The sequence below is a fragment of the Enterococcus sp. LJL98 genome (assembly GCF_054871745.1).
In genome coordinates, this window is record NZ_JBTXLU010000004.1 from 121522 (window position 1) to 143466 (window position 21945).

The following is a 21945-nucleotide window of genomic DNA, read 5'->3' on the forward strand; positions in this document are numbered from 1 at the left end:
GATAACAAAGAACGATTTCACAAATATCCTGGTTACAAACTTTATTCACGTATTCTTTACAACTTTTCTTCCTATATAAGCATAATTTTTTTTAAATAAAATGCAATTAATCTGCTTGTCCCCATCCTAGGTGTTCCTCTTTTTTTCCTTTTAAATAAAGAGCATCACACCGTTATAGATATTGACGAGTAAGACAAGTAAAATAACAGCTTGGAAAACCAACGTCACCTTTTTGGGAGATAAAATCCCGCTAAAGCGTGCGCCTAAAAACCCACCTAGCATGGCTGCCACAATAATATACGGCAAGACGCTTCGATCGTAGACCGAATACCCTGTTGTTAGGAAAATGGTGACGAGTTTGGCTAATTGTGAAAAGAAAATCGTACAGATCGAATAAACGGTCGCTTCTTTGATCGGCATCGAAAACAATAAAACCAACAAGGACACATTAATCGGTCCACCGCCAATTCCTAATAAACTAGCTAGAAAGCCTAATGTCAACCCGCAAAACAGGTACCACCAGACACGATTTAGGCGAAAACTTCTCCAATCAAAATAAGAATAGAAAAAAGCAAACAAAAGTGTTAACACTGTAAGGACAATTTGAATCATTGTCACCCAATCTTCATTTGAAAAGAGGGTTAACAATTGGTTTAAAGCTTGACTGCCTAAAACACCTCCTACCACCGCACCAAATGAAATCCAACCAGCCACCTTCCATTGTATCTGAATGCCATTTTGAATTTGTCGATACGTCGAAACGAACGCCATCACAAAAACTGCTACCGCCGCATAAAAAGAGATCGCCGCGACACTATGGATGCCAATTAAATCAAAAATGGGCTTAATAATGACTCCCCCACCCATTCCTGAGATGGCACCAATTGTATTGGCTAAGACAATCACTAAAAAATAGAGTAGTCCAATCCACATTTTTCTTTCCCCCTTTTTTTGTTCTCCTTTTCTTTATCCTACTCTTTTCCCATCAGATAAACAATCATCAAACTTGTGCGAATATGCCATTTCCGTTATTTTTCTCCCTTAAAAGTAAGATAAAAAAACAAAACTCTTTATTTTATCACTTCTCATTTTTTTTCGCAAACGAGCTTTTGGTAAAAAGCTACAATTTAAAGGATAAAAAAGCTGTTTTTCCTCATCTTCGTGAATAGAAATTTGAAGAAAGATTTATTTAACAACCTTACCAAAAATCAATTTCACAAACTTTGGCCAATACTGCCTCCTTTTGACCAAAACCTTTTCGAAGCATCAAAAACTACCGAAAGTTCAACGAGGACCACTCAGAGGAAAGCCGATAGCACCAAGGTTTTAAGAAAGAAAAAGAGGCTTCCCTCCCTCTTTTCATTGCTAGATGACAAGTATGGTTTTCTTAAGCTTTTCTTAACTTATGTCGCGAAGGAAAACCCTCGTTTTTCGAACAATTGTCAACAAAACCCCTTCATTCAAACCAAAAATCAACTACAAAGCCCTTTGTTTTTCAGCAACAAAAAAGCAAATCCGTTATTTTACTTTTGAGGTGAAAACAATGGTCTATCAACTTTTTAATCTACAAGAAAAAATCATCCATCTTCTTTTACAACAAGGAAACGAAACGTCTTCTCTTTTTCTTTCCGTCGTCAGCGAGGGGTTGCAACGTTCGCCTCGTATGATCGAACACCAGCTCTCTCACTGGCGCAAAAAGACGGGGTGGCCTTTTTTTCAGCTGAATGATCAACAAATTTTCTTAGTCACGAGTCCAGTAACCAAACGCGAGCTCTACTTACAACTCCTTCAAGAAAATACTACCTTACAGCTATTATGGTATCTTTTTGAATCCCCCTTCGCTCGTTGCCGCGACTTGGAAAAAGTATTTTATTGTAGCCCATCAACCATCAGAAGATACTTAAAAAAATTGCAACTGTTTTTAAAACCGTATCAAATAAAGCTTTCCTTCGAGTCCCATCCGACGCTACAAGGCTGTGAGTATCAAATTCGTTGGCTAGGTTGGTTTCTCTCATTAATATTTGACCCTCCTTTTGACTGGCGTTCGCCTAGTGAACTGTTCGAACGCTTCGAAGAAACCCAAAATTTACGAATTCAAACAGGACAATCTTTGAATGACGTAGCCTGTACACCAACGCTCGACTTGCCTTTTTTATTGACGGAAAGAGCATGGACCTATTTAGGGCGTGAATGGCTCGTTTCCTCTGCTTTTTTTGATCACCTAAATAAGACCGATTTTTCTTTACTTTTCCAACCAGAAAATAGCCGGTTCGTTGACTCCAACGAAATAACGGTTCCATCACTGGGTGAAAGTTTTTTTGTCGCGGAACAAAAAGAGGTTGCGACAACTGTCACACCCCCTTTGTCTTTTATAAACATTTGATTGACCCGTGGAAAACAATTGAACGACTGCTAAAACACTTCTTTTGGTTGCTTCGCCAATTGATTCACTAAGAAGAAAATCGTCGTTCCAATTAAAATAATGCCAATCGCTAGATAGAAGGCATAAATTTTCGAACCTGTTGCATCAGATATTTTCCCAGTCAGCGAAGGAACAATCACCGAGGCAGTCATTCCAAAAAAATTAAAGACGCCATAAGTGGTAGCGATACTTTTTCGCGGCGCAAACTGGCTTAACCATGAAATAATTATTGGTTCGACTGCTAGCTTACCAAAAAAACCGTATGCGACAATCCCAATAATGACCAAAGTTTGATTGGGAGCACTAATCATGAAAAATAGCATCCCAGCAGCCATGATTTCTAAGCCAATAATAATCGCTACTTTTTTTTCAGGTAAGACATCCGCCATTCGGCTAAAAATCAGCGCGCCTGGGATGGCCGAAAAGAAAACCAAGGAAGAAACAAAGCCAATCGCTGTTCCTTCAAAACCGCGTTCGGTCTCTAAAAAATTCGGTAACCAAGTATCAATTAAGTAATACGTGTATAAGGTTGAAAAATATAAGACATACGCCGCAATCATATGTGGTCGAAACAGTTGCGTGAAGGAGGAGCTTCGTTTGACACCTGTCGCTTGGGATTCTCCCTTCACTGGAACCACTTTTCCTTTTTTGATGACTTTTAAAAAAATTACCGTCATCACAAGAATGAGTCCGACCGTTACCCAAATCAAAGTTTGCCATGGCAGTATCCCGTTTCCAACAAAATAGCTAGACGACACGAGGCCCAAGCCACTTCCCACCGCCGTCCCACTATTCACAATCGCAGTCGCTAGGCTTCGTTTATTACTTGGAACATATTCTGCTGTCAGTGAATAAGCGACTCCATAAAAAGTTCCACAACCTAACCCTGCCAAAATACTGCCCGCAAACAAGATGGGTAACGTAGAAGAAAGCGCCACGATGCTTGTCCCTAAGCCAAATAGCAGAAAACCCGGAATTAAAACTGTCTTTTTCCCTAATTTGTCCACCAATAAACCGGATGGAATTTGCATCATGACATACCCTAAAAAGTAAAAACTAGAAATATTACCGAGTTGTGCGTCGGTTGCGCCACCAAAATAAGCACTCACAATTGGATAGATCGGGGTTAAAACTGTCCGATAAATCCAGATAACAATCCATCCCGCAGTTAAAACGGCGACGATTTTTTGCCAGTAAGGAAAGCCCGTTTGTTTTTCATTCATATTCATCATCCTAACTCTCATTTGATTAATTCACACTTGATTTGATTGATTTTTGGCACAAAAAAGATTGTTGGCGAGTCACCGATTTGCCAACAATCTTTTAATGGTTATTTTTTGATAAATACGCCTGGGAACGCGGCTGTCACTCCCTCATTTTGACTATAGATCGTTTGACCACGTAAAATTGTATGGGCAACTTGCGCACCGATTTCACGTCCGATATACGGACTTATTTTATTACGATATTCTAAATCTTCTGCTTGTAGCGTATAAGGTGCATTGGGTTTAATTAACACAAAGTCGGCATCCTTCCCAATACTAATCCGGCCTTTTTGTTCTAAGCCAAAACGATCGGCTGGATTCGTTGCAATCAATTCTGCAAACTTTTTAAGGGATAGCCCACGCTTTTGAACGCCTTCATCAAACAAGATATCCACGTTGTTTTGAATACCTGAGATGCCTCCCCATGCTTCAAATGCATTGGTCTTGTCCTTTAAATCAGGTGTACATGGCGAGTGATCGGAAGTAATAAAATCTAAGCCCCCATTTTCGACATGTTTCCAAAGTCCTGCTTGTTGTTTTTCATCACGAATGGGCGGAGAACACTTCACGACTGGGCCAATTGCATCCAACTCATCCGTCGTGAAATACAGGTAGTGCGTACAAGTTTCGCACGTCACATCGACCCCTTCTTGTTGTGCTTTAATGACTTCGTCGACGCCTTCTTGACAAGCAATATGACAAATATGCACACGACAGCCTGTTACTTTGGCTAAGTAAATCACCCGTCGAATGGATTCCACTTCGGTAAAGACTGGACGGGTTGCAACATAGGCAGCTAACGTTGTCTCGCCGTTTTTATAAGCAATTTCACCTAAACGGTCAGTAATATCAGGATTTTCTGCATGCACAGCTAACACTTTACCTGTCTTGGCAATTTGTTTCATCCCCTCATATAAGGAATAGTCATCAACATTCTCAAAATCACCGTCAATGGTCCGGTCGCCACAAGTTCCTAAGAAACATTTGTAGGCCGCTGCTCCATGAGCATCTAATTCTTGAATGCCACCTTCTAAATTAAAGGGCACGAGTCCACCATAAGAAGCCACATCCACTTTTAATTTGTCTTTTCCTGCATGGTATTTAATCTCAATGCTTTTCCCATCGACCGTTGCCGGAATTTGATTTAAAGGCATCTCCATAATTGAAGTCACGCCACCTTTGGCACAAGCCGCCGTCCCTGTCACGTAGCCTTCCCACTCATCGCGATAGTTTCCACCTGGATCCGTGATATGAACATGAGCATCCACCATCCCAGGACTTACGATTAACCCGCTTGCATCAAGAACCTCCTTGCCTTCAAGGTTCTCTCCAATGGCGACAATCACACCGTCTTTGACAGCAACATCGGTCTTCACCTCTCCGTTTTCTAAAATAACTAATCCATTTTTGATGACTAAATCATGACTCATTTTTATACTTCCTCTCTTTGTTGGGATTTTTCATAGATGGTGATTGTTTCTTTGACTGTTGTCGTTTTTTTTAATACTAGGTAAAGAATGAAGGCTGAAATAAAGCCCATAAACCATGAGATATCAGAAATAAATTTCAGACTTGGGATAAACTGCCCACTTAAAGACAAAATTAAAGCAAGAATCGTTGCAATATAGGCTGGACGATTTAAGCCGTAATATTGATTTTGTTCCTCACTGGCTTCAACATCCATATACAAATCATCTAAATCAATTTGTTCCTTTTGCACAAAGAAATAATTCGCAATCATCACACCAGCAACTGGACCTAAAACCGCACCGATGGCATTTAAAAAGATAAAGATACTATCGGCATTTTCCATTAATTTCCAAGGCATAATGAGGAAACTAATCACACTGGCAATAATCACACCTGATTTGTAGTTTAATTTCTTTGGAAAAAGTGCCGTCAACTGATAACCTGCTGGAATGATATTCCCAGTAGCGTTGGTCGAAATGGTCGTTAATAAAAAGACAGCCATTGCTAAAATAATTGCAGGAAAATTATCCCAACGTTCGATTAAATTCAAAATATTCCATTCTTGAATCCCATAATGAATCGAACCGCCAATTAAAATCACCACACTAGAAATGGCAAACATCAGATAGGCTACCATCAGACTCAAGGTTTGGCCAAGCATTTGAGCTTTCGTTGATTTGGCATTTTGAGTAAAGTCCGAAACACTCGCTCCTGGTGCGGCCCAAACAGCTAAGACAGAATTAAAAATAATCAAGTAGGCCCAAATAGGGTTGATTTTACTCGTTGCATCCGAAAGATTATACGCTAAGATCGGACCAAGTCCGCCTGCTGCTCGCAAGGCCCAAATCGCCATACCACCAACAACAACGTAGATTAGTGGACTTAAGATTGCCGTGAACTTATTTAAAATGCCACCCCCACCTAGTCCGATTAACACGTTGACAAACCAAAAGAGCGTAAAGGCAATCAGGCCTGGAATCCCAATTCCTAAAATCTTTGTACTACCGCCAATTTCTAAAAATCCTGGCCAGATTTTCCCTAGCATAATTAACAAGGCCAAGGATCCGGTATAATTTTGGAGTCCGAACCAAGCAATCGCTGCAACGCCCCCACGTAAGAAACCAGGTAGTTTCGCACCTAAGTTTCCATAGGTTGCCCGTAGATGCATGGCAAAAGGAATCCCATATTTTGATCCCGCTTTCCCATTAAAAGCCATAAAGGCGGAGACAAAGAGTGCACTAATTGCTAATGCCAACATGACGTTAATTGGCGAGAGGCCTAAAAAGATGAACCCTCCAACTGCTGTATAATTAGGAATATTGTGCACAGAACCCATCCACAAGGTAAAGAAATTCTTTACCCCCATATTCCGCTTATCGGCAGTCTTGGGTAACAGGTCCTCATTGTAGTGTCGCTTACTGAAGCGAGCAATTTCTTCCTTCGTTACTTGATAGTCTTTCATTTTCGATTAAACTCCTTTTCTTCACGAATAAAAGCCCTTACATTTATTGTATTTGATAAAAGCTCTTGATTTGCTGCGCGCGCTTTTTTTTTATCCTCTTTCGAAATGTGACTCTAAAGCCCTTCAACCTTTTATCACCCTCATTGTAAGCATTTTCACCGCTGCATGCATTGTCCGCAAACCACAAATCACTTTTTTCGTTTGTTCAAAATAACTAAAGCAGAATGCATAAAAAGGAACGTTCAAAAAAAGGAAGTCTGCTCCAGCTATTGGCAAACTTCCTTTTTTTTTGTGAAATTATTTGGGAATAAAATCTAAGGGCATCGGCCCAGCAACTCCGACACAGATAAAACGTTCCGAGCCAGTGTTTTTCATCCCATGTTGCTCACCGGGTCGAGAAACAATTAAGTCTCCGGCGGTAATTGGTACTTCTTGCCCCTCACCAGGATAAAAAGTGCCTTCCCCTTGCAAACAAATCCATAAATCATCTGCTGCTGCATGGGTATGCGTTGGCAAGACTTGACCAGGTTCCAAGCACCAAACAGCCCCAGCAGTTCGCTCCGTTTCATAAAAAATGTTTTTTTTCCCTTGCACGGGATCAAATTGGGCAAGGTCCTTGAGTTTAAAGAGACGATTCAACATCCGAACTTCACTCCTTCCTTCTTTTTCGAAAAAGAAACCGCTCTCAACGATTCCTTTAAAAAAATACCTGACGACTCGAAAGACTGTTGGCTTCCCTCGTCAGATATTTTTCTTTCTTTACTTATTTAAGATATTCTTCTAAGGCGTAAGTACTCCCTGCACCGTACTCAAATTCATAACCAACTTTTTTTAGTACCGTTTCAAAAGCACTCAAAAAGTGTAACACGTTTGTTTGACGACTGCTATATCCCATATTTCCCACACGCCAAATCTTTCCTTTAAGCGAGCCAAAAGAAGAGGCGATTTCAATCTTAAACTGTTCCAGTAACAAGGAGCGAACTTCTTCCCCATCGATCCCCTCTGGAATAAAGACTGGAATCACGGTTCCCATTTTCGTTGCACGGTTTCCAAAGATTTTCAGCCCCATTTTCTCCATGCTTTCCGTTAGAATACGATCGTTTTTCGCGTGACGTGCATAGACATTGTCCATTCCTTCCAATAAAAGCAAACGGAGTCCCTCATGCAAGGCATAAATCATTGAAGTCGCTTCGGTATGATGATTAATCCGTTCTGGCCCCCAGTAACGTTGTAACTGCGTTAAATCAAGATAGTTACTTCTAACATATCGATCGCTTTGTTGATCGTTGCCTAAGCCTAATTCTTTTTGATAACGTGGATTGATATAGTTTTCGACTCTTTCATTATAAGTAATTAAGGACATGCCTGACGGGACACTGACACATTTTTGCGTGCCGGCAATCGCGATATCGACTTGCCACTCGTCGACTTTCAATTCAATGCCACCATAAGTCGCAACCATATCAACAACAAAGAAAATATCCTTTTGACGACAATAGGCACCGATCTCCCCGAGTGGTTGCATTTGGGCGTTGGCTGTTTCCCCATGCACCATCGCCACAATTTTCGGTTGGTGTTCGTCAATGGCTGCGATAACGTCACTTTCCGCAAACGGTGCTTCCCAATCCTTTTCTAACCACACGATTTCCGCTTGCGCTCGTTGGCAGATTTCACCTAATAAATAGGCAAAGCGGCCATAAGCTGGAATCAATACCTTATCACCAGGCTCAATTAAAGCAAATAAGGCAGCTTCTAACCCCGAACGTGACGTTCCATCAATTGCAAATGCTTGCTTATTTTTCGTGCCAAAGGGAACTTTGATCATCTCTTTAATTTCATCCATTATTTTTAAAAACTCAGGATCAAATTGGCCTAAAATGGGTTGCACCATTTGACGTAACACAGCAGGGTGTGCCTCGACTGGACCAGGAGTCATAATTGTTCTTCCTTCAAAAATTGGTTGTTGATACATGCCTATCCCTCATCTCTTTCTATTTGTTCTTACTGCTAGTCTAACGGAAAAGCGCTTTCGTTACATTATGCACAATAGACTAATTTTTCGGATTATTTGTGCGAAAGTAATAAAACAACTAGGTTTTCTAACTGTTTTTTAGTACAATGAAGTGAATAGAGTGAATTTGAGGTGAAGCAATTGAAAACACTACAAGATCTTTTGAACACACCACGCTTTTCAGATTTAATGGTTTTGTCCGCCCATAAATCACTGGACCATCCGGTAGAAAGTGCTGAAATTACCGAAACGCCAGACGTGGCCAACTATATTCCTAAAAACACGATTATTTTAACGACTGCGATGAGCTATAAAGAGAATCAATCAGGATTAAAGAAAATGATTCTCGAGTTAAAAGAACATGAAGTTGCCGCTTTAGGGATTAAAGTCGGACGTTTTTTAAAAAAATTAGATCCAGAGATTCTCGCCTATGCTGAAGAAGTGGACTTGCCAATTATCAAAGTACCTGATACGCAACCCCTCGGCGCCTTGTTGCATGAAATGCTAAGTTATCTATGGAATGATAAAACCCAACAAATGTCTTACGCCTTTGATATCCAAAATCGGTTTTCAGATTTACTGATGCACGATGTGAGCAACGCCCGCTTCATTGCTGAATTTGGAAAGATTATTAATGTACCAATAATTTTATTAAGCCCTTGGCATAAAATCATGGCACATTCCCGTCATTTTTCTGATGAAGGAAAACCCGCGTCACACTATATCCACCAGCTCTCAGCCGAAGACTTCCAAAGAATTGATCGCGAACAAGCTTCTTTCATTTTGCAAGAACCTGATGGAAAATCCATTCAAATGACGAGTTATCCGATTAAGGTGAATCACTATTTTCCCTTTTACTTAATGATCTTAACGCCAGAAAAAATTCCTTATCCAATTTCTGAATTTGCCATTGACCAAGCGATTTTGGTTTTAACTTTAATGCTATACAAAAACCAAGAAGTCCAAAAGTCATTAGCACATTTAAAAACCGATTTTTACGCGCAACTGATTGATGCGAAAATGAATCACCAACCAAGAAACTGGCTTGACTTAGGGAAGAGTTACGGCTTAGTTAAAAGTAAATCCTACCAAATGGCCATCGGTTATTGCTTAGCCAATGAAGAGACAGAAAATCATTTACGTTATAAAAAAGAAGAAGGACAGCTGGTAGCCAACTGGTTAAATGAGTATTTACCACTAAGATTGAAAGACGTCGCCGTTTTCAAATTAAGAAATACCAACAACGTGTTTCTCCTCTTCCAATCGACACAAGAAAATACCGAACAATTACTCACCCATCTCATTGAAGAATTAGGTCGTATTTTGCCGATTACTTTGCGATTTGCTTTTGGCAATACCCATGAACGGGTAGAGGAAATTGGCGACTCCTATATTGAGGCCTTGGCCGCGTTAGAAACGACCAAGCAACTACTACACCCGCCAATGATTCAATATTATCAACCAAAAGGATTGGACGGTTTATTTGAAAAATTAAATTTAAAAGATATTCATTATTTTTGCGAACATACCTTACAAGTCCTGGCTTATCCCACCGACCCTGCCTTGATTGAATTGCGCAAAACGCTCAAAAGTTTTTTAGGTTTTAATTGTGAAATCACCAAGACTGCCAATGCCTTATATTTACACCGCAACACCATTAAATATCGTATCAAACAATGCGAAGAGCTTTTAGGTTTATCCGTCCAAAACCCAGAAAATAGTCTCGCCTTAAGAATCGCTCTCGAATTATCCGAAAACCAAGCCACAACCTAAAAAGGAGAGGTAACACAAGTCGCTTTGCTCTGAGAATCTAGAGGAAAATTCGAACAATTGACTTTTTCAATTGCTCGGATTTCGTGAAGTTTTCGAAAGAGCAGCCTTTTGTTGCCCGCTTATTCGCCAAACGTTCGTAAAATACCAAGAGGGGCTGTGACAGATGTCACAGCCCCTTTTCGCACACTTTTTCACTGATTGGCCTTTTCAGCCCAACCAGTCATTTCATAAGGAGGTCATATTATTTGTATGCTAATTCATAGAAGGTATCTGCTAACATCTTGATTCCTTCAATTAAATCTTCCATTTTTGTTGCTTCGGCAGGGTTGTGACTAATCCCTCCGATACTTGGAACAAAAATCATCGCACTTGGATAATGCGGCGCTATAATCTGGGAATCATGGCCTGCGCCACTATGCATTACTTTGTATTTATAATTGCCTTCTTTCGCTTTCTTTTCGATAACTTCCACAATCTCTGTCGCCATAGGTACGGGTGCTTCATCCATCCAACGATCAATCTCAATTGTTAAGCCATGTGCTTTGGCAATTGCTTCCATCCGGGCTTCCAGATCCTTTGTAAAGTCCGCTAAAATTTCTGCATCTGTGTGCCGACAATCAATTGAAAATTCGACTTCACCCGGAACCACGTTCACTGTATTTGGCTTTGGAATGACTTGACCAAATGTTAGCACGAGTGGGTCGCCAAAAGCTACTGCTCGATCAATCGCTTCACTACAAATCTTAGCAAAACCATACACGGCATCATGACGATAACCCATCGGTGTCGTACCTGCATGGTTGGCTTGGCCTTTTAAAGTCACTGCGTAACGACGTTGTCCAACAATGTTGTTGACAATCCCAATTTGAAGCGCCTCGTTTTCTAAAACATTTCCTTGTTCAATGTGAATTTCAACAAAGGCCTTGATGTCTTCACGACGTGTTTGTTCTGCTTTAAAATCAAACCCTTGTCGGCGCATTTCATCGACAAATTTCAACCCTTTAGCATCTGTAATCTCGGCAACTTCTTCGTTTTGCGCTTCCCCCATAAAATTTTTACTGCCCCAAAAAACCGTTGGGAAACGACTGCCTTCTTCCTCTGCCATTGAGATCACTTCCATTGAACGTTTCGGCTGTCCGTGCGTTGCCACTAAGTATTCCATGGCCGTCATCGCAGCTAAAATGCCGTATTGCCCATCTAGGTGTCCCCCATTCACAACCGTATCAATGTGTGAACCCGATAGAATGGTTTCTTCTGGTTTTTCCGTGCCCGCCAAGCGACCATATAAGTTGCCAATCTCGTCGTAGCACGTGACCATTCCAAAACTTTCCATTTCCGCCTTCACGTATTCTTGTCCTGCTTTCCAAACATCGGTATACAAAAGACGTGTGAGTCCACCCGTTGGATCACTTCCAATCGCTGATAATTCTGTGTCTCTACGTTCAAATGTTTTTGCAATTTCCATCAATAATCCTCCTCATTTCCCAAACCCTCAGCCGTTCGGGCAATTTTCTCTCACATGTTGCCGTAGCCTTCTTTAAAAAAGCAACCAATCACTCATGAGAAAAGATTGGTCGCGCGGTCGTTGGTTGGATTAACCAACGATACGTGTCCCAGCCTTGCCTTGTAAAGCCAAGTCTGCTTCATCTAACGCACAAATAATCGCTGTCCGTCCGCTGCGGGCAAAATCAATCGCTGCGCCCATTTTCGGACCCATACTCCCATCTGCAAAGTGGCCTTCATCCATGTAGCCTTGTGCCTCTTCAATTGAAAGTTCTTCTAATTTTTGTTGGTTTGGTTTGCCCCAATGAATATACACATTCGGCACGTCCGTTAACATCATAAAGACGTCTGCATCCACCTGCTCTGCTAACTTTTTCCCTGTTCGGTCTTTGTCAATGACTGCTTCTAGACCAACCAATTGTCCATCGGCATCGCGATAGACAGGAATGCCGCCACCGCCACCTGCAATCACAACCATATTTCTTGCAGCTAAATGCGTGATTGCATCAACGCCATGAATTCGTTGCGGTAAAGGAGAAGCCACCGCTCGACGATACCCTCGTCCAGCATCTTCCATCATGACCCAACCCTTTTCATCCGTTAAGTTTTTTGCCTCTTCTTCAGTGTAAAAAACACCAATCGGTTTTGTTGGATGTTCAAATGCTGGATCTTCTTTGCTGACTTCAATTTGAGTCAGTAAGGTCACAACATCTGCCGTTGATTTCGTTTCATGCAGTCGATTCTTGATGCTTTGTTCAAGCATATAGCCGATAAATCCTTGCGATTCTGCATTACAAACATCTAATGGAAAAGGGGGGACAACATCTTTTGCTAACTCGTTTTGTTGCAGGATATTTCCAACTTGGGGACCATTTCCATGCGTTAAAACAACCTCGTAATTTAATGCCTCAATTTTCGCAATTTGCTCTGCGCTTGTTTGAATGTTTTGCCTTTGTACCTCAACTGTTGCTTCTTGTCCTGGGCGCAAAATCGCATTCCCACCAAGAGCAATTACTACACGTTGTGCCATGTATTTCTTCCTCCTCAATTCAATTAACGTTGCCGCAATTCCTGCAAGCGTATCCGCACCTGAAGTTTGACCGTGCGCCAAAACCTCTGCAATCCCTTGGGCCATCGTTTGTTCATTTGTTGTTGTAAGTAAATAGCTACCTAACTGCAAAAGGGCCGCACTGTAACGATGATGAGCTGCCTGCCTTAAATAATGACGGCTCACATCCGTAGTATAGTAACGGCTCTCCGCTTTTGATTCAATGAGTTGATCATTTTGAGCCGAAATTCCCCTTAGTTGTTGGACCAAAAGCCAGCCTAAAAGAAAATCATCTCCTGAAGGGGTTAAGCCCCGACCACGTCCGATAAAATAATGAACGCTTTGTTCTCTTACTTGAAAATCTGACGAAAACAATCCGCGAATCTCTGTTTGAAAAGGTAGCGTATCCGCTTTCGAAAAAGACGTTAAAGGTTGATCAAAGCCCGTCATTTCCGGACGTTCGCTTAATTTTTGTAAAAAAAGACACTCACTTTGTAAAACGGAGGCCTTTTCTTTTAGTTGAGCGTCAAAAGATTCTTGTAACGGAAGGGTCACGGTCTTTTGCTCCCAAAAGAAGACGAGTTGGTCTTTCCTCAGACTTACCTTGACTAACTGTTTAATCTCTGCAAACACCTTTTCGAATACCGACGTGGGCAAATAAATCCCCCCCGGTAAAAGGGGGTAATCCATTGGCGCCACAAGAATTAGAGTCGTTTGATTCTCATTGGTTAAATTAAAGGTTCGTTGGTAGGTACTATGTAAAAACCAAGTCGTCGGCTGCAATTTCAGCAAAGAGCCATCTGCTTTTCCTTGTAAGTGTCTCATTTTTTTATTCCTTAAATCCTAATTTTTTTGCGTAAGCCAAGACTGCTTTTTCAAAACAATCGATTGGTGGTGTGACTGTCCCCGCACCGATTTGCCCTTTACCTGCTTCTTTATTCGCAATTCCAGTATTGATAACTGGTAAAATTCCAGTCTCTACGACCTTACGTGCATCAATTCCAATTGGAATTCCTTGGAAATCCCACGTTGGAACTGGGAAATTCGGGTTATGATCAATCGTAATTTCCGTCATTTCATCACTTGTTTTCAATGCATCGTAGAAACCGCCCGTTCCGACAAAACGTGTCACTGCAGGTGCTGCAATCATTGACATACCGCCAACACCATAGGTTTCCGTAATCGCACTGTCTCCCATATCTGGCGCAGCATCTGCTTCAGAGAACCCTGAGAAATAGAGACCTTTTGGTGTATTTACCGGTCCTGTGAACCACTCGTCACCCATGCCAGCAATCCGGATACCAAACTCGTAGCCGTTACGACACATTGCCGTTACAATTGTTCCTTCTTCAATCAAACGCGCACCATCCATGACCGCTTTTGAAGCAGCCATCATAATGTTTAGGAAGAATTGATCCGTATCTGCTAAAAATTGCATGACTTCTTCTTTTTCTGTTTGGTCGACATCGGTTAACTTGACAATACTTGGTGCGACTTCTTTTAAGAATGCTAACGAGCCTGCAATGTTCCGTTGATGGAACTCATCTCCCATCGCAATACATTTTGCTACAAGGACGTTAATATTCATCTCGCCACGAACTTTCATCGCTTTACTTAATACGGGACCTAACACATCACGCATCCAACGCAAACGATTAATCACATCTTCTCCATTGGCACCAAAACGTAAAACTGCCCCGATCCCTTCGTTCATTTGACAATAGGCACGGTTGCCGTCGGTTTTATTTTCAACCACTAAAACCGGCATGTTCGCAGATGTAATGCCACCCATTGGTCCGACTGCGTCCACATGGTGACAAGGGATTAAGGTGACTTCTCCTGCTTCTAGAATTTTGCGGGCTTCTTCCGCTGTTTCTGCCCAGCCTTCAAATAAGACCGCTCCGACACAAGCGCCTTGAATGGGGTCAACCATTTGTTCATATTTAATTGGAGGTCCCGCATGTAGCAAGACTTTTCCTTTTGTTAATTCGTCAATCACTGTATGCGCAGGAACCACATCTAATAAATACGGTGCGCCTGCGATAATTTTAGCAACCACTGCTTGGTTTGCTTCATCAATTGTTTGATAGACCATTCTTATTTCCCCTCGCCTTTCAATGATACTTTATTCAAGAAGTTCAACGCTTTTTGCAATTGGACATTGCCGCCTGCTACCGGTTGCCAATCAAATTGAATGACTTTGCCTCCATGATTGGTAATCGCACTGGCAAAGCTACTTAGTCCGATGTTTAAAAATTTGTCGGTCATTAATAATGCGGCTAATGTATTGGCTACTTTTGGAATAGTTACCGTTGTTGCCTCTTTTGCAATGACCGGTTTTTCTTCTTCGGTTAAAGGCTTGCCAATGATTCCTAAAGCCATTTTCACAGCTTGCGCATTACTTTGACAAACAATCACGCCTGCTTCTTCTAAAATTTGACGTTGCGCATTCATGTCTTGTGGGTCTTCATCTGTTCCAACAATCGTTGCAAGAATCGCTAGCTCACGTCCATCTGCTTGCGCGTCTGCTTTAACTTGTTTAATCGTTGGGGCCAAAGCACTTGCCATGTCATCGTGGGAACCATAACCTAAGACGATATCTAACAACACCACGGCTGTCTCTGCGTCTTGTCCAGCAACTTCTAACATTTCTTTACGTTTTGATGGGTCAATCATTGGGTGAGGTTTTCCTTGGGTATACATGTCGTCTCCTAAGTCCATCACTTCATGACCTGCTTCGTTTAGAATATAGCCTTCAACTGCATCTAATGCGCCTGTTCCGATCGCTTCTTGAATCAACATCCCCGCTTCATAAGCTAAAGTTCCACCTGAGTAGTAGCCTTTAATATGTGTTTGGCTTGGTTTTAAGGTTACTTCTGGAATCACTAACGTGTCTGTGACACCCGTTGGCTCTTCCCCTTTGGCTAATTGAACTGCAATTTGTGCGGTTTCTTCTAAGGTATGTGCATGGTACAAGCCCTTTTCATGATTTTCTGGTTTTTCACCTAAGAAAATCGTTACTACGGGTTTACTTGACGCACGTAATAAATCTAAAATCTCCCCGCGCACACGAGCCGCTGGTGGTTTTGATAAAGCAACAATGACAGCCACATCTGGATCTTGCTCTAACAAGGCGATACTATCTTTAAAGGTAATCCCGTCAACTGCTTCTTTCAAGTCACGGCCACCCGTACCAATGGCATGCGTCACGCCACCACCTAATTTGTGAATAATCGTCGTTACTTCTTGGATTCCTGTTCCAGAAGCACCAATCACACCAATTTTCCCTTTACGTACGGCATTGGTAAAGGCAATTGGCACACCGTTAATAATACCTGTTCCACAGTCAGGACCCATTAATAATAAACCTTTTTCATGTGCCAGTTGTTTTAAACGCACTTCATCTTCTAAAGCAACGTTATCACTGAAACAAAAAACATGTTTGCCAGCATCAATGGCTTTTTCAATTTCAAGAGCCGCATGCGTTCCAGGAATTGAAAAAATCGCAACAGAGGCGTCTTCCCCTAATTCTAAGGCTTTATCCCAGGTTTTTACGTGCTCTTCTGTCGTGCCACCTTTATTTTTCTTCCCTTGTTCCTCTAAATAGGCTTTGGCTGACTCGACAATTCCATCAATCAAATCGGCACTCTCTAAATCGGCAACAATCACCATATCATTTGGTGTTGCAGTTTCCAGTTCGTCTGTATATAACCCACCTGTTTTAAAGATGTCTTTATTGGCAGGTGTGCCCATCATCACGGAAATACTATTGACACCAGCCATTTCTTCTAAATGATTCGTTAATAACATTAAAACGATGGAATCTTGATAACTATTTTTCTCGATAATTGTGTGTAACATCCCGTTCGTCACTCTCTTTCTGATTTGTTATTTTGCGAAGGCACCTTTACCACCATATTGGTCAAAGTGAACCGTGTCACTTTCCAAATAGTCAAAAATTGGGGTGGCAATTGGAATACCTTCTGCCATATACGTCTCGTAAGTTTTCTGACCTAACTCACCTGGATAATAAACTTGTGAAAATCCTTGTGCTGGTTTGATTGCGTGCAACTCTTCCACCATTTGCAAGATACGCTGTTGGAAAGCGACCGGATCCGTAAATTTCGCGGGATCAATCAGTAAATACATTTGTCCTAAATTCCGTTTTGCCGTTAAATCATCATACATGGATGACACGTGTTTGCCAAAGGGTAAACCAAGCAAAGAACCGGCTAAAATATCTACCATCATCATCAACCCATAACCTTTGGGTCCTGCGATTGGTAATAAACCGTTTACAGAATTGGGGTCCGTTGTTGGATTCCCCTCTTTATCGACCGCCCACGTATTTGGAATCTCTCTTTGCTTCGAACGCGCATCTAAAATTTTCCCCCAAGCTTGAACCGTCGTTGCCATGTCAAACACAACGGGGGGTTGCCCTTCACATGGGACTGCAAAGGCAATCGGATTGGTGCCAAAGTAATTTTCACTACCGCCAAAAGGGACAACCATCGGATCGGATTGACACATCGATAAAGCAACGTAACCTTTTTCTGCCGCTTGTTTCACGTAGTAAGACAAGGCGCCACTATGACCTGTTTGAGAAACACCAACAAAAGCCAAGCCGGATTCTTCGACCATTTCTAATGCATACTTCAACGCTTCATTACAAACATACTGCCCCATCCCATTATCACAATGAACGATTCCTGTCGAAGGTCCCGTTTTTTCAAAAGTAATTTCTGGCGCTAGGGTTGTCCCACCTTTTGAAATTCTTTCCGCATAATAATCCACACGAACGGCCCCATGGGAATGAATCCCTGAGGCGTCCGCAAAGACAAGATGCTTGGCTGTTTCTTCTGCATGATCTTCTTGCAGACCCGCTTGCATCAATTTATTTTTAATTAATTCGTGTAGTTTGCCTGGTGCAACTACCGTAATTTCTGTCTCTGACATCACATTCGACTCCTTAAATTTCTGGATCTCGGTTACAATCTTTTGAATACACATAAGAAAGTGGCTCTTCACGACCAACTGCATAAGCTGCTTGTTGAACATAGGAACTCATAAAGATGTAATCTCCTTTTTCCACCGGGTACCATTCGTTATCCAGGTTGTACATGCCTTGACCGCTTAATAAGTAAGCCCCATGTTCTTGAAAATGAGTTTCAATGTAAGCGTGACTTGCTCCTGGTTGGAAGGTTAAGATATGCAAGTTCATATCGAAAGCTAAGTCTGTTGGTAAGAACTCATAGTATAAAACATCTGACATGCCTTCGTATTCAATTGGCGTTAAGTCTTTGACATTGCCAATCACTTTGTAGGCTTCATGCCCTTCTAAAACTTCATAACGCTTCTTATATAGGAAGACTTCTGTATTTTCTGTCTGCGCATTCTTCATAAACATCTTAACACCTGCTGGGAAATAAGCATAACCACCTGTTTCTAGCGTATGTTCTTCTGTGCCATCTGAAACCGTTAATTTTCCTTCAATTACGTAAACCATGGTTTGGACGCCTTCACCACCAAAACCTGTTTCTTGCGCACCCCCTTCTAAGAATGTGGCAATGTAATCAACAAAGTTTGCACCTAAACGTGGAGAACCTAAAATGGAAATATCAACATTCACGAATCCTGGAATGGAATTTTTAACTAAGCCATCATGAGGAAGTAACGCGTAATTGTTTTTACGAACAATTCCTCTTGATGTTAAAATTTCTTTTTGATAGCCTACTCGATTATTTTTGTAACCCATAATGCACTCTCTCCTCTTTCTTTTGTTCATCTTTTGAGGGACATTCGATTGTTTGTGAAAAAACTAGACCTTGAATGCTGTGACAATCTTCCTGCCTTCAATCAATCTCTAAACCTATTGTAAGCGCTTCTTGACTGTCCGTCATTGTGCATGTCCTACAAATAATCCTTTCATTTTGTATCTTTGTGACATAAAATAATTGATAGGATGTTTTAAACTAAGAAGAAACATCAGACTTATCTAGGAGGATGACGCATGTTCACTAAAGAAATTTCACAGATTTTAACGAAAGAAAACTTGACCATCGAAGCGACTCTGTATCGACCAAGCGCGGCAACCCAAGCACCTATCATTTACTTACATGGCGGAGGACTGGTCTTTGGTCAAAGAGACGATTTACCTCTTCCTTACATCGAAGCGTTTACTACCGCCGGGCATCCTTTGATTACTCTGGATTATCTTCTCGCTCCTGAAGCCAAATTACCATTTATTTTAGAAACCTTAAAAGAAACCCTCACCACCGTTATTCAACAGCTGCCCGAATGGGGTTTCTCTCAAGAGTACCTTTTAATGGGACGCTCTGCTGGCAGTTATTTAGCTGACCTCTTAATTAAAGGCGGTTTCCAACCGACCCGTTTGATTCATTTCTATGGATACTATACGTTAGACGTTCCTGCCTTTCGTCAACCAAACCCAAGTTATCTGGTCTTTCCCAGAGTCGCTCCCATGGATGTGGATACGCTACTTGAACCGCAACCAATCGTCGCTGGCGAGATGGGCAAACGCTATCCGATTTATTTATCTGGGCGACAATTCGGCAACTGGTTGCCACGAATTTTACCTTCCTTGCGGGACATTCCAACTTTTTCCGTAACGGAAGAAGAACTAGCCACTTTTCCACCAACCATTTTTATTCACTGTAGGAAAGATGCTGATGTGCCGTATGACTTATCGGAAAAAGCCCAAAAAATCGTCCCTCATAGTGTCTTATTAACCATCCCTGGGGAAGAACATGATTTTGATCGTCAAGTTTCTGCTGAAAATTTAGCTATTTATCAACAAGTAATTGATTTTGTTAAACGCTAGGTTTTTGCTGATTCTCGAGAATAAAAAAGAATCAAATCCTTTCAAAAAGAGAATTTGATTCTTTTTTTGTTTTACTTATCAAAAACAACCACCCAAGGACGGTGATTCAGTAAAATCACAGGTCTTCGAGCAATTTTGCATGCAAAGGCAGCGATCGCACGAAAGACTTTCTGAATAAAATAAAAATTTTCGAACTCTTGAAGATCGATTTCCTGCTTGGCCACAAAATCCACACAAAAAACCTCCGCTGAAATTTCAATTTGAATCGCCGTTATAAACTGTAATTGTCGCATACCGGGAGTCTCGTAACCAGCTTTTGCTACTCGTGATTTTGTAATATCTAACTTATCACTAAGGATCAAAGCTAGCGTCAGTAACTCATCTGATTCAAAGCCATTACTGTGATCTGCAATGGCTGATAGTATTTCTTGTTCATAGGGTAAATGTAGGTCATGCTTTTTAAAGTATGCTGCAGAAAAAATTCTTCCACGAAATGCATGGTTTTCCTTTCCTTCCAAAGCACCGACGTCATGCAAAAGAGCAGCGATTTTTGCCGCTTCTAAGTAATCATCTGAAACACCCAATTGTTTTAATATACTTGCAGTCATTGCCGTCACATTCTCGACATGTTGCCAATTATGATATGCCCAACCACCCGTTTCATCTTCATAGCGCTCAATTTTTCGATAAATCTCTTTTATTTCTTCATCACTTGCGATCATTTCAAACACAGACAAGCGCTTCTCTCCTTTAACAAAACGGTTGTTTCTTATTTTTTTGTTTGTTTCCACAAATCCCATGGATACTCTCGCGGTGGATACGAGTAGCCGCCAACAGGTTCTTTTTTAGTTGGATGTTCCAGTTCCAAAGAATGCGCCCAAAGAGCAATCTGTTGCCCTACTCGGCTAAATTCTCGACCATACCGTTGATCGCCATAAATCGGATGCCCCATCCCAGCCAGTTGGACGCGAATTTGATGTGGACGCCCCGTTTCTAATTGAACTTCGACGAGACTGAGCCCTTTTTGACTGGCTAGCACTTGGTAATTTAAAATGGCTTTCTTTCCTTGAGCATGATTTTTATCGACAATCGAAACTTGATTCTTTTTGGTGTTTTTAAATAAATAGTCGATGAGTTGGCCTGATTTTTTCTTTGGCACGCCTTGAATGACTGCCCAATATTTTCGTGCAATCACTTGCCGACGCATCATGTCAGATAACCGTGAAGCAGCTTTTGAAGTTTTCGCAAACACAATCGCCCCCCCAACTGGACGATCCAAGCGATGGACGAGTCCTAAGTACACATTTCCAGGTTTATTGTCTCTTTTTTTGATGCCGTCTTTTAATAGATTGAGTAAATCTAAGTCACGACTACTGTCTTCTTGTACCGGTAAATTCACCGGTTTTTCGACCAATAAAAGATGATTATCCTCATATAATATTGGCACTTTCATGCAATCCTTCTCCCTTAATTTATGCTATTCCCAACATCATAGCATATCCCACCAAAAAAAGGATGCTCTTTTTAAAAGAGCATCCTTTCCATTGATTCCTTTAAATTTAGACTTTAATATAACTATAGCCTTTCGTTTGCAACTCTACCAATGCATAGACTCCTGCTGGAACAACCGTCACTTTTTCAGGTAAATCTGTTTCTGGCAACTCATTGCCTCTCAATGCATTCCGACAAGCAAAAAGGGTGACTGGCGTGTTGGCAATAAATTCCTGGTGCTCCTCAGAAAAATAACCTTTAATTGCAGGTCCATTGACGACCAGAATGACAGCAATCAACGGATCAACAGCCAATAAATTTTTGATATTTCCTTTGGCCATCTGCCATTTCTCAAGTTCACTTAAATGAAAGACTACTTGCATCGCACTTCACCTCTTATTTTTTAATAATCATATTAATCGCTTGCTCTAATTTCTTCGCTTGCTCTTCGGGATCTTTTTCAGGATCAATAAAACAGTTCTTCAAATTTTCTGCCATTATCATTCCCATCACACGATCGATACCAGAACGAACAGCTGTTAATTGGGTAATCACATCCATGCACTCTTGCTCTTCCTCAATCATTTTTTGGATTCCACGTAGCTGCCCTTCTGTGCGACGCAAACGATTGATAATTTTTTTGTTTTCTTTTTCCATGT

The 21945-nt window shown here is 41.3% G+C and carries 19 protein-coding genes and 1 pseudogene; 3 read left to right on the plus strand and 17 right to left on the minus strand.

Annotated features, from left to right (window positions below; all coding sequences use genetic code 11):
- Positions 1 to 150 precede the first annotated feature (150 nt).
- A complete protein-coding gene (locus ACYSNO_RS05090; protein ID WP_461730000.1) occupies positions 151 to 933 on the minus strand; it encodes a sulfite exporter TauE/SafE family protein in 783 nt (260 codons plus the stop codon).
- A 610-nt stretch (positions 934 to 1543) separates the two neighbouring features.
- On the opposite strand from ACYSNO_RS05090, the gene ACYSNO_RS05095 reads away from it, so the two are divergent.
- Entirely contained in the window at positions 1544 to 2383 is an 840-nt protein-coding gene (locus tag ACYSNO_RS05095) for a helix-turn-helix domain-containing protein (RefSeq protein WP_461730001.1), read from the plus strand.
- A 29-nt stretch (positions 2384 to 2412) separates the two neighbouring features.
- Here ACYSNO_RS05095 and ACYSNO_RS05100 read toward each other — a convergent pair whose 3' ends face one another.
- The 5 genes from ACYSNO_RS05100 to ACYSNO_RS05120 all read right to left on the minus strand — a co-directional run bounded on the left by ACYSNO_RS05100 (position 2413) and on the right by ACYSNO_RS05120 (position 8591).
- On the minus strand, positions 2413 to 3651 hold the full coding sequence (locus ACYSNO_RS05100) for an MFS transporter (protein WP_461730045.1): 1239 nt from the start codon (positions 3649 to 3651) through the stop codon (positions 2413 to 2415).
- Positions 3652 to 3752: 101 nt separating this feature from the next.
- The gene (allB, locus tag ACYSNO_RS05105; protein WP_461730002.1) at positions 3753 to 5117 is read right to left on the minus strand and encodes an allantoinase AllB; all 1365 of its coding nucleotides are present in this window, start codon (positions 5115 to 5117) and stop codon (positions 3753 to 3755) included.
- Between the two features lie 2 nt (positions 5118 to 5119).
- Entirely contained in the window at positions 5120 to 6619 is a 1500-nt protein-coding gene (gene allW, locus ACYSNO_RS05110) for an allantoin permease (RefSeq protein WP_461730003.1), read from the minus strand.
- A gap of 297 nt (positions 6620 to 6916) precedes the next feature.
- The gene (locus ACYSNO_RS05115) at positions 6917 to 7261 is read right to left on the minus strand and encodes a cupin domain-containing protein (protein WP_461730004.1); all 345 of its coding nucleotides are present in this window, start codon (positions 7259 to 7261) and stop codon (positions 6917 to 6919) included.
- A gap of 121 nt (positions 7262 to 7382) precedes the next feature.
- Entirely contained in the window at positions 7383 to 8591 is a 1209-nt protein-coding gene (locus tag ACYSNO_RS05120; protein ID WP_461730005.1) for a pyridoxal-phosphate-dependent aminotransferase family protein, read from the minus strand.
- A 180-nt stretch (positions 8592 to 8771) separates the two neighbouring features.
- On the opposite strand from ACYSNO_RS05120, the gene ACYSNO_RS05125 reads away from it, so the two are divergent.
- Complete coding sequence (locus ACYSNO_RS05125; protein ID WP_461730006.1) at positions 8772 to 10403, plus strand: PucR family transcriptional regulator; 1632 nt, start codon at positions 8772 to 8774, stop codon at positions 10401 to 10403.
- A 241-nt stretch (positions 10404 to 10644) separates the two neighbouring features.
- Here ACYSNO_RS05125 and allC read toward each other — a convergent pair whose 3' ends face one another.
- The 7 genes and pseudogenes from allC to allE all read right to left on the minus strand — a co-directional run bounded on the left by allC (position 10645) and on the right by allE (position 18709).
- Positions 10645 to 11868, minus strand: coding sequence for an allantoate deiminase (gene allC / locus ACYSNO_RS05130; RefSeq protein ID WP_461730007.1), 1224 nt, complete (start codon positions 11866 to 11868; stop codon positions 10645 to 10647).
- A gap of 129 nt (positions 11869 to 11997) precedes the next feature.
- Positions 11998 to 12936: a carbamate kinase gene (gene arcC, locus ACYSNO_RS05135; protein ID WP_461730046.1), complete on the minus strand. Its 939-nt coding sequence runs from the start codon at positions 12934 to 12936 to the stop codon at positions 11998 to 12000.
- 39 nt (positions 12937 to 12975) lie between these two features.
- Positions 12976 to 13779: pseudogene (locus tag ACYSNO_RS05140) on the minus strand (oxamate carbamoyltransferase subunit AllH family protein); the annotation flags it as partial.
- A gap of 4 nt (positions 13780 to 13783) precedes the next feature.
- The gene (locus ACYSNO_RS05145; protein WP_461730008.1) at positions 13784 to 15049 is read right to left on the minus strand and encodes a YlbE family protein; all 1266 of its coding nucleotides are present in this window, start codon (positions 15047 to 15049) and stop codon (positions 13784 to 13786) included.
- 2 nt (positions 15050 to 15051) lie between these two features.
- Complete coding sequence (gene fdrA, locus ACYSNO_RS05150; RefSeq protein WP_461730009.1) at positions 15052 to 16815, minus strand: acyl-CoA synthetase FdrA; 1764 nt, start codon at positions 16813 to 16815, stop codon at positions 15052 to 15054.
- A 27-nt stretch (positions 16816 to 16842) separates the two neighbouring features.
- A complete protein-coding gene (gene allD, locus ACYSNO_RS05155) occupies positions 16843 to 17910 on the minus strand; it encodes an ureidoglycolate dehydrogenase (protein ID WP_461730010.1) in 1068 nt (355 codons plus the stop codon).
- A gap of 13 nt (positions 17911 to 17923) precedes the next feature.
- On the minus strand, positions 17924 to 18709 hold the full coding sequence (gene allE, locus ACYSNO_RS05160) for a (S)-ureidoglycine aminohydrolase (RefSeq protein ID WP_461730011.1): 786 nt from the start codon (positions 18707 to 18709) through the stop codon (positions 17924 to 17926).
- Positions 18710 to 18964: 255 nt separating this feature from the next.
- Here allE and ACYSNO_RS05165 point away from each other — a divergent pair, with 255 nt between their 5' ends.
- Positions 18965 to 19795: an alpha/beta hydrolase gene (locus ACYSNO_RS05165; protein ID WP_461730012.1), complete on the plus strand. Its 831-nt coding sequence runs from the start codon at positions 18965 to 18967 to the stop codon at positions 19793 to 19795.
- A gap of 71 nt (positions 19796 to 19866) precedes the next feature.
- Here ACYSNO_RS05165 and ACYSNO_RS05170 read toward each other — a convergent pair whose 3' ends face one another.
- The 4 genes from ACYSNO_RS05170 to ACYSNO_RS05185 form a co-directional block, all read right to left on the minus strand.
- A complete protein-coding gene (locus ACYSNO_RS05170) occupies positions 19867 to 20532 on the minus strand; it encodes an HD domain-containing protein (protein WP_461730013.1) in 666 nt (221 codons plus the stop codon).
- Positions 20533 to 20564: 32 nt separating this feature from the next.
- A complete protein-coding gene (locus ACYSNO_RS05175; protein WP_461730014.1) occupies positions 20565 to 21248 on the minus strand; it encodes an RluA family pseudouridine synthase in 684 nt (227 codons plus the stop codon).
- 106 nt (positions 21249 to 21354) lie between these two features.
- Complete coding sequence (locus ACYSNO_RS05180) at positions 21355 to 21669, minus strand: DsrE family protein (RefSeq protein ID WP_461730015.1); 315 nt, start codon at positions 21667 to 21669, stop codon at positions 21355 to 21357.
- A gap of 13 nt (positions 21670 to 21682) precedes the next feature.
- Positions 21683 to 21943, minus strand: a complete 261-nt coding sequence (locus ACYSNO_RS05185) for a metal-sensitive transcriptional regulator (RefSeq protein WP_461730016.1) — start codon at positions 21941 to 21943, stop codon at positions 21683 to 21685.
- Positions 21944 to 21945: the final 2 nt, after the last annotated feature.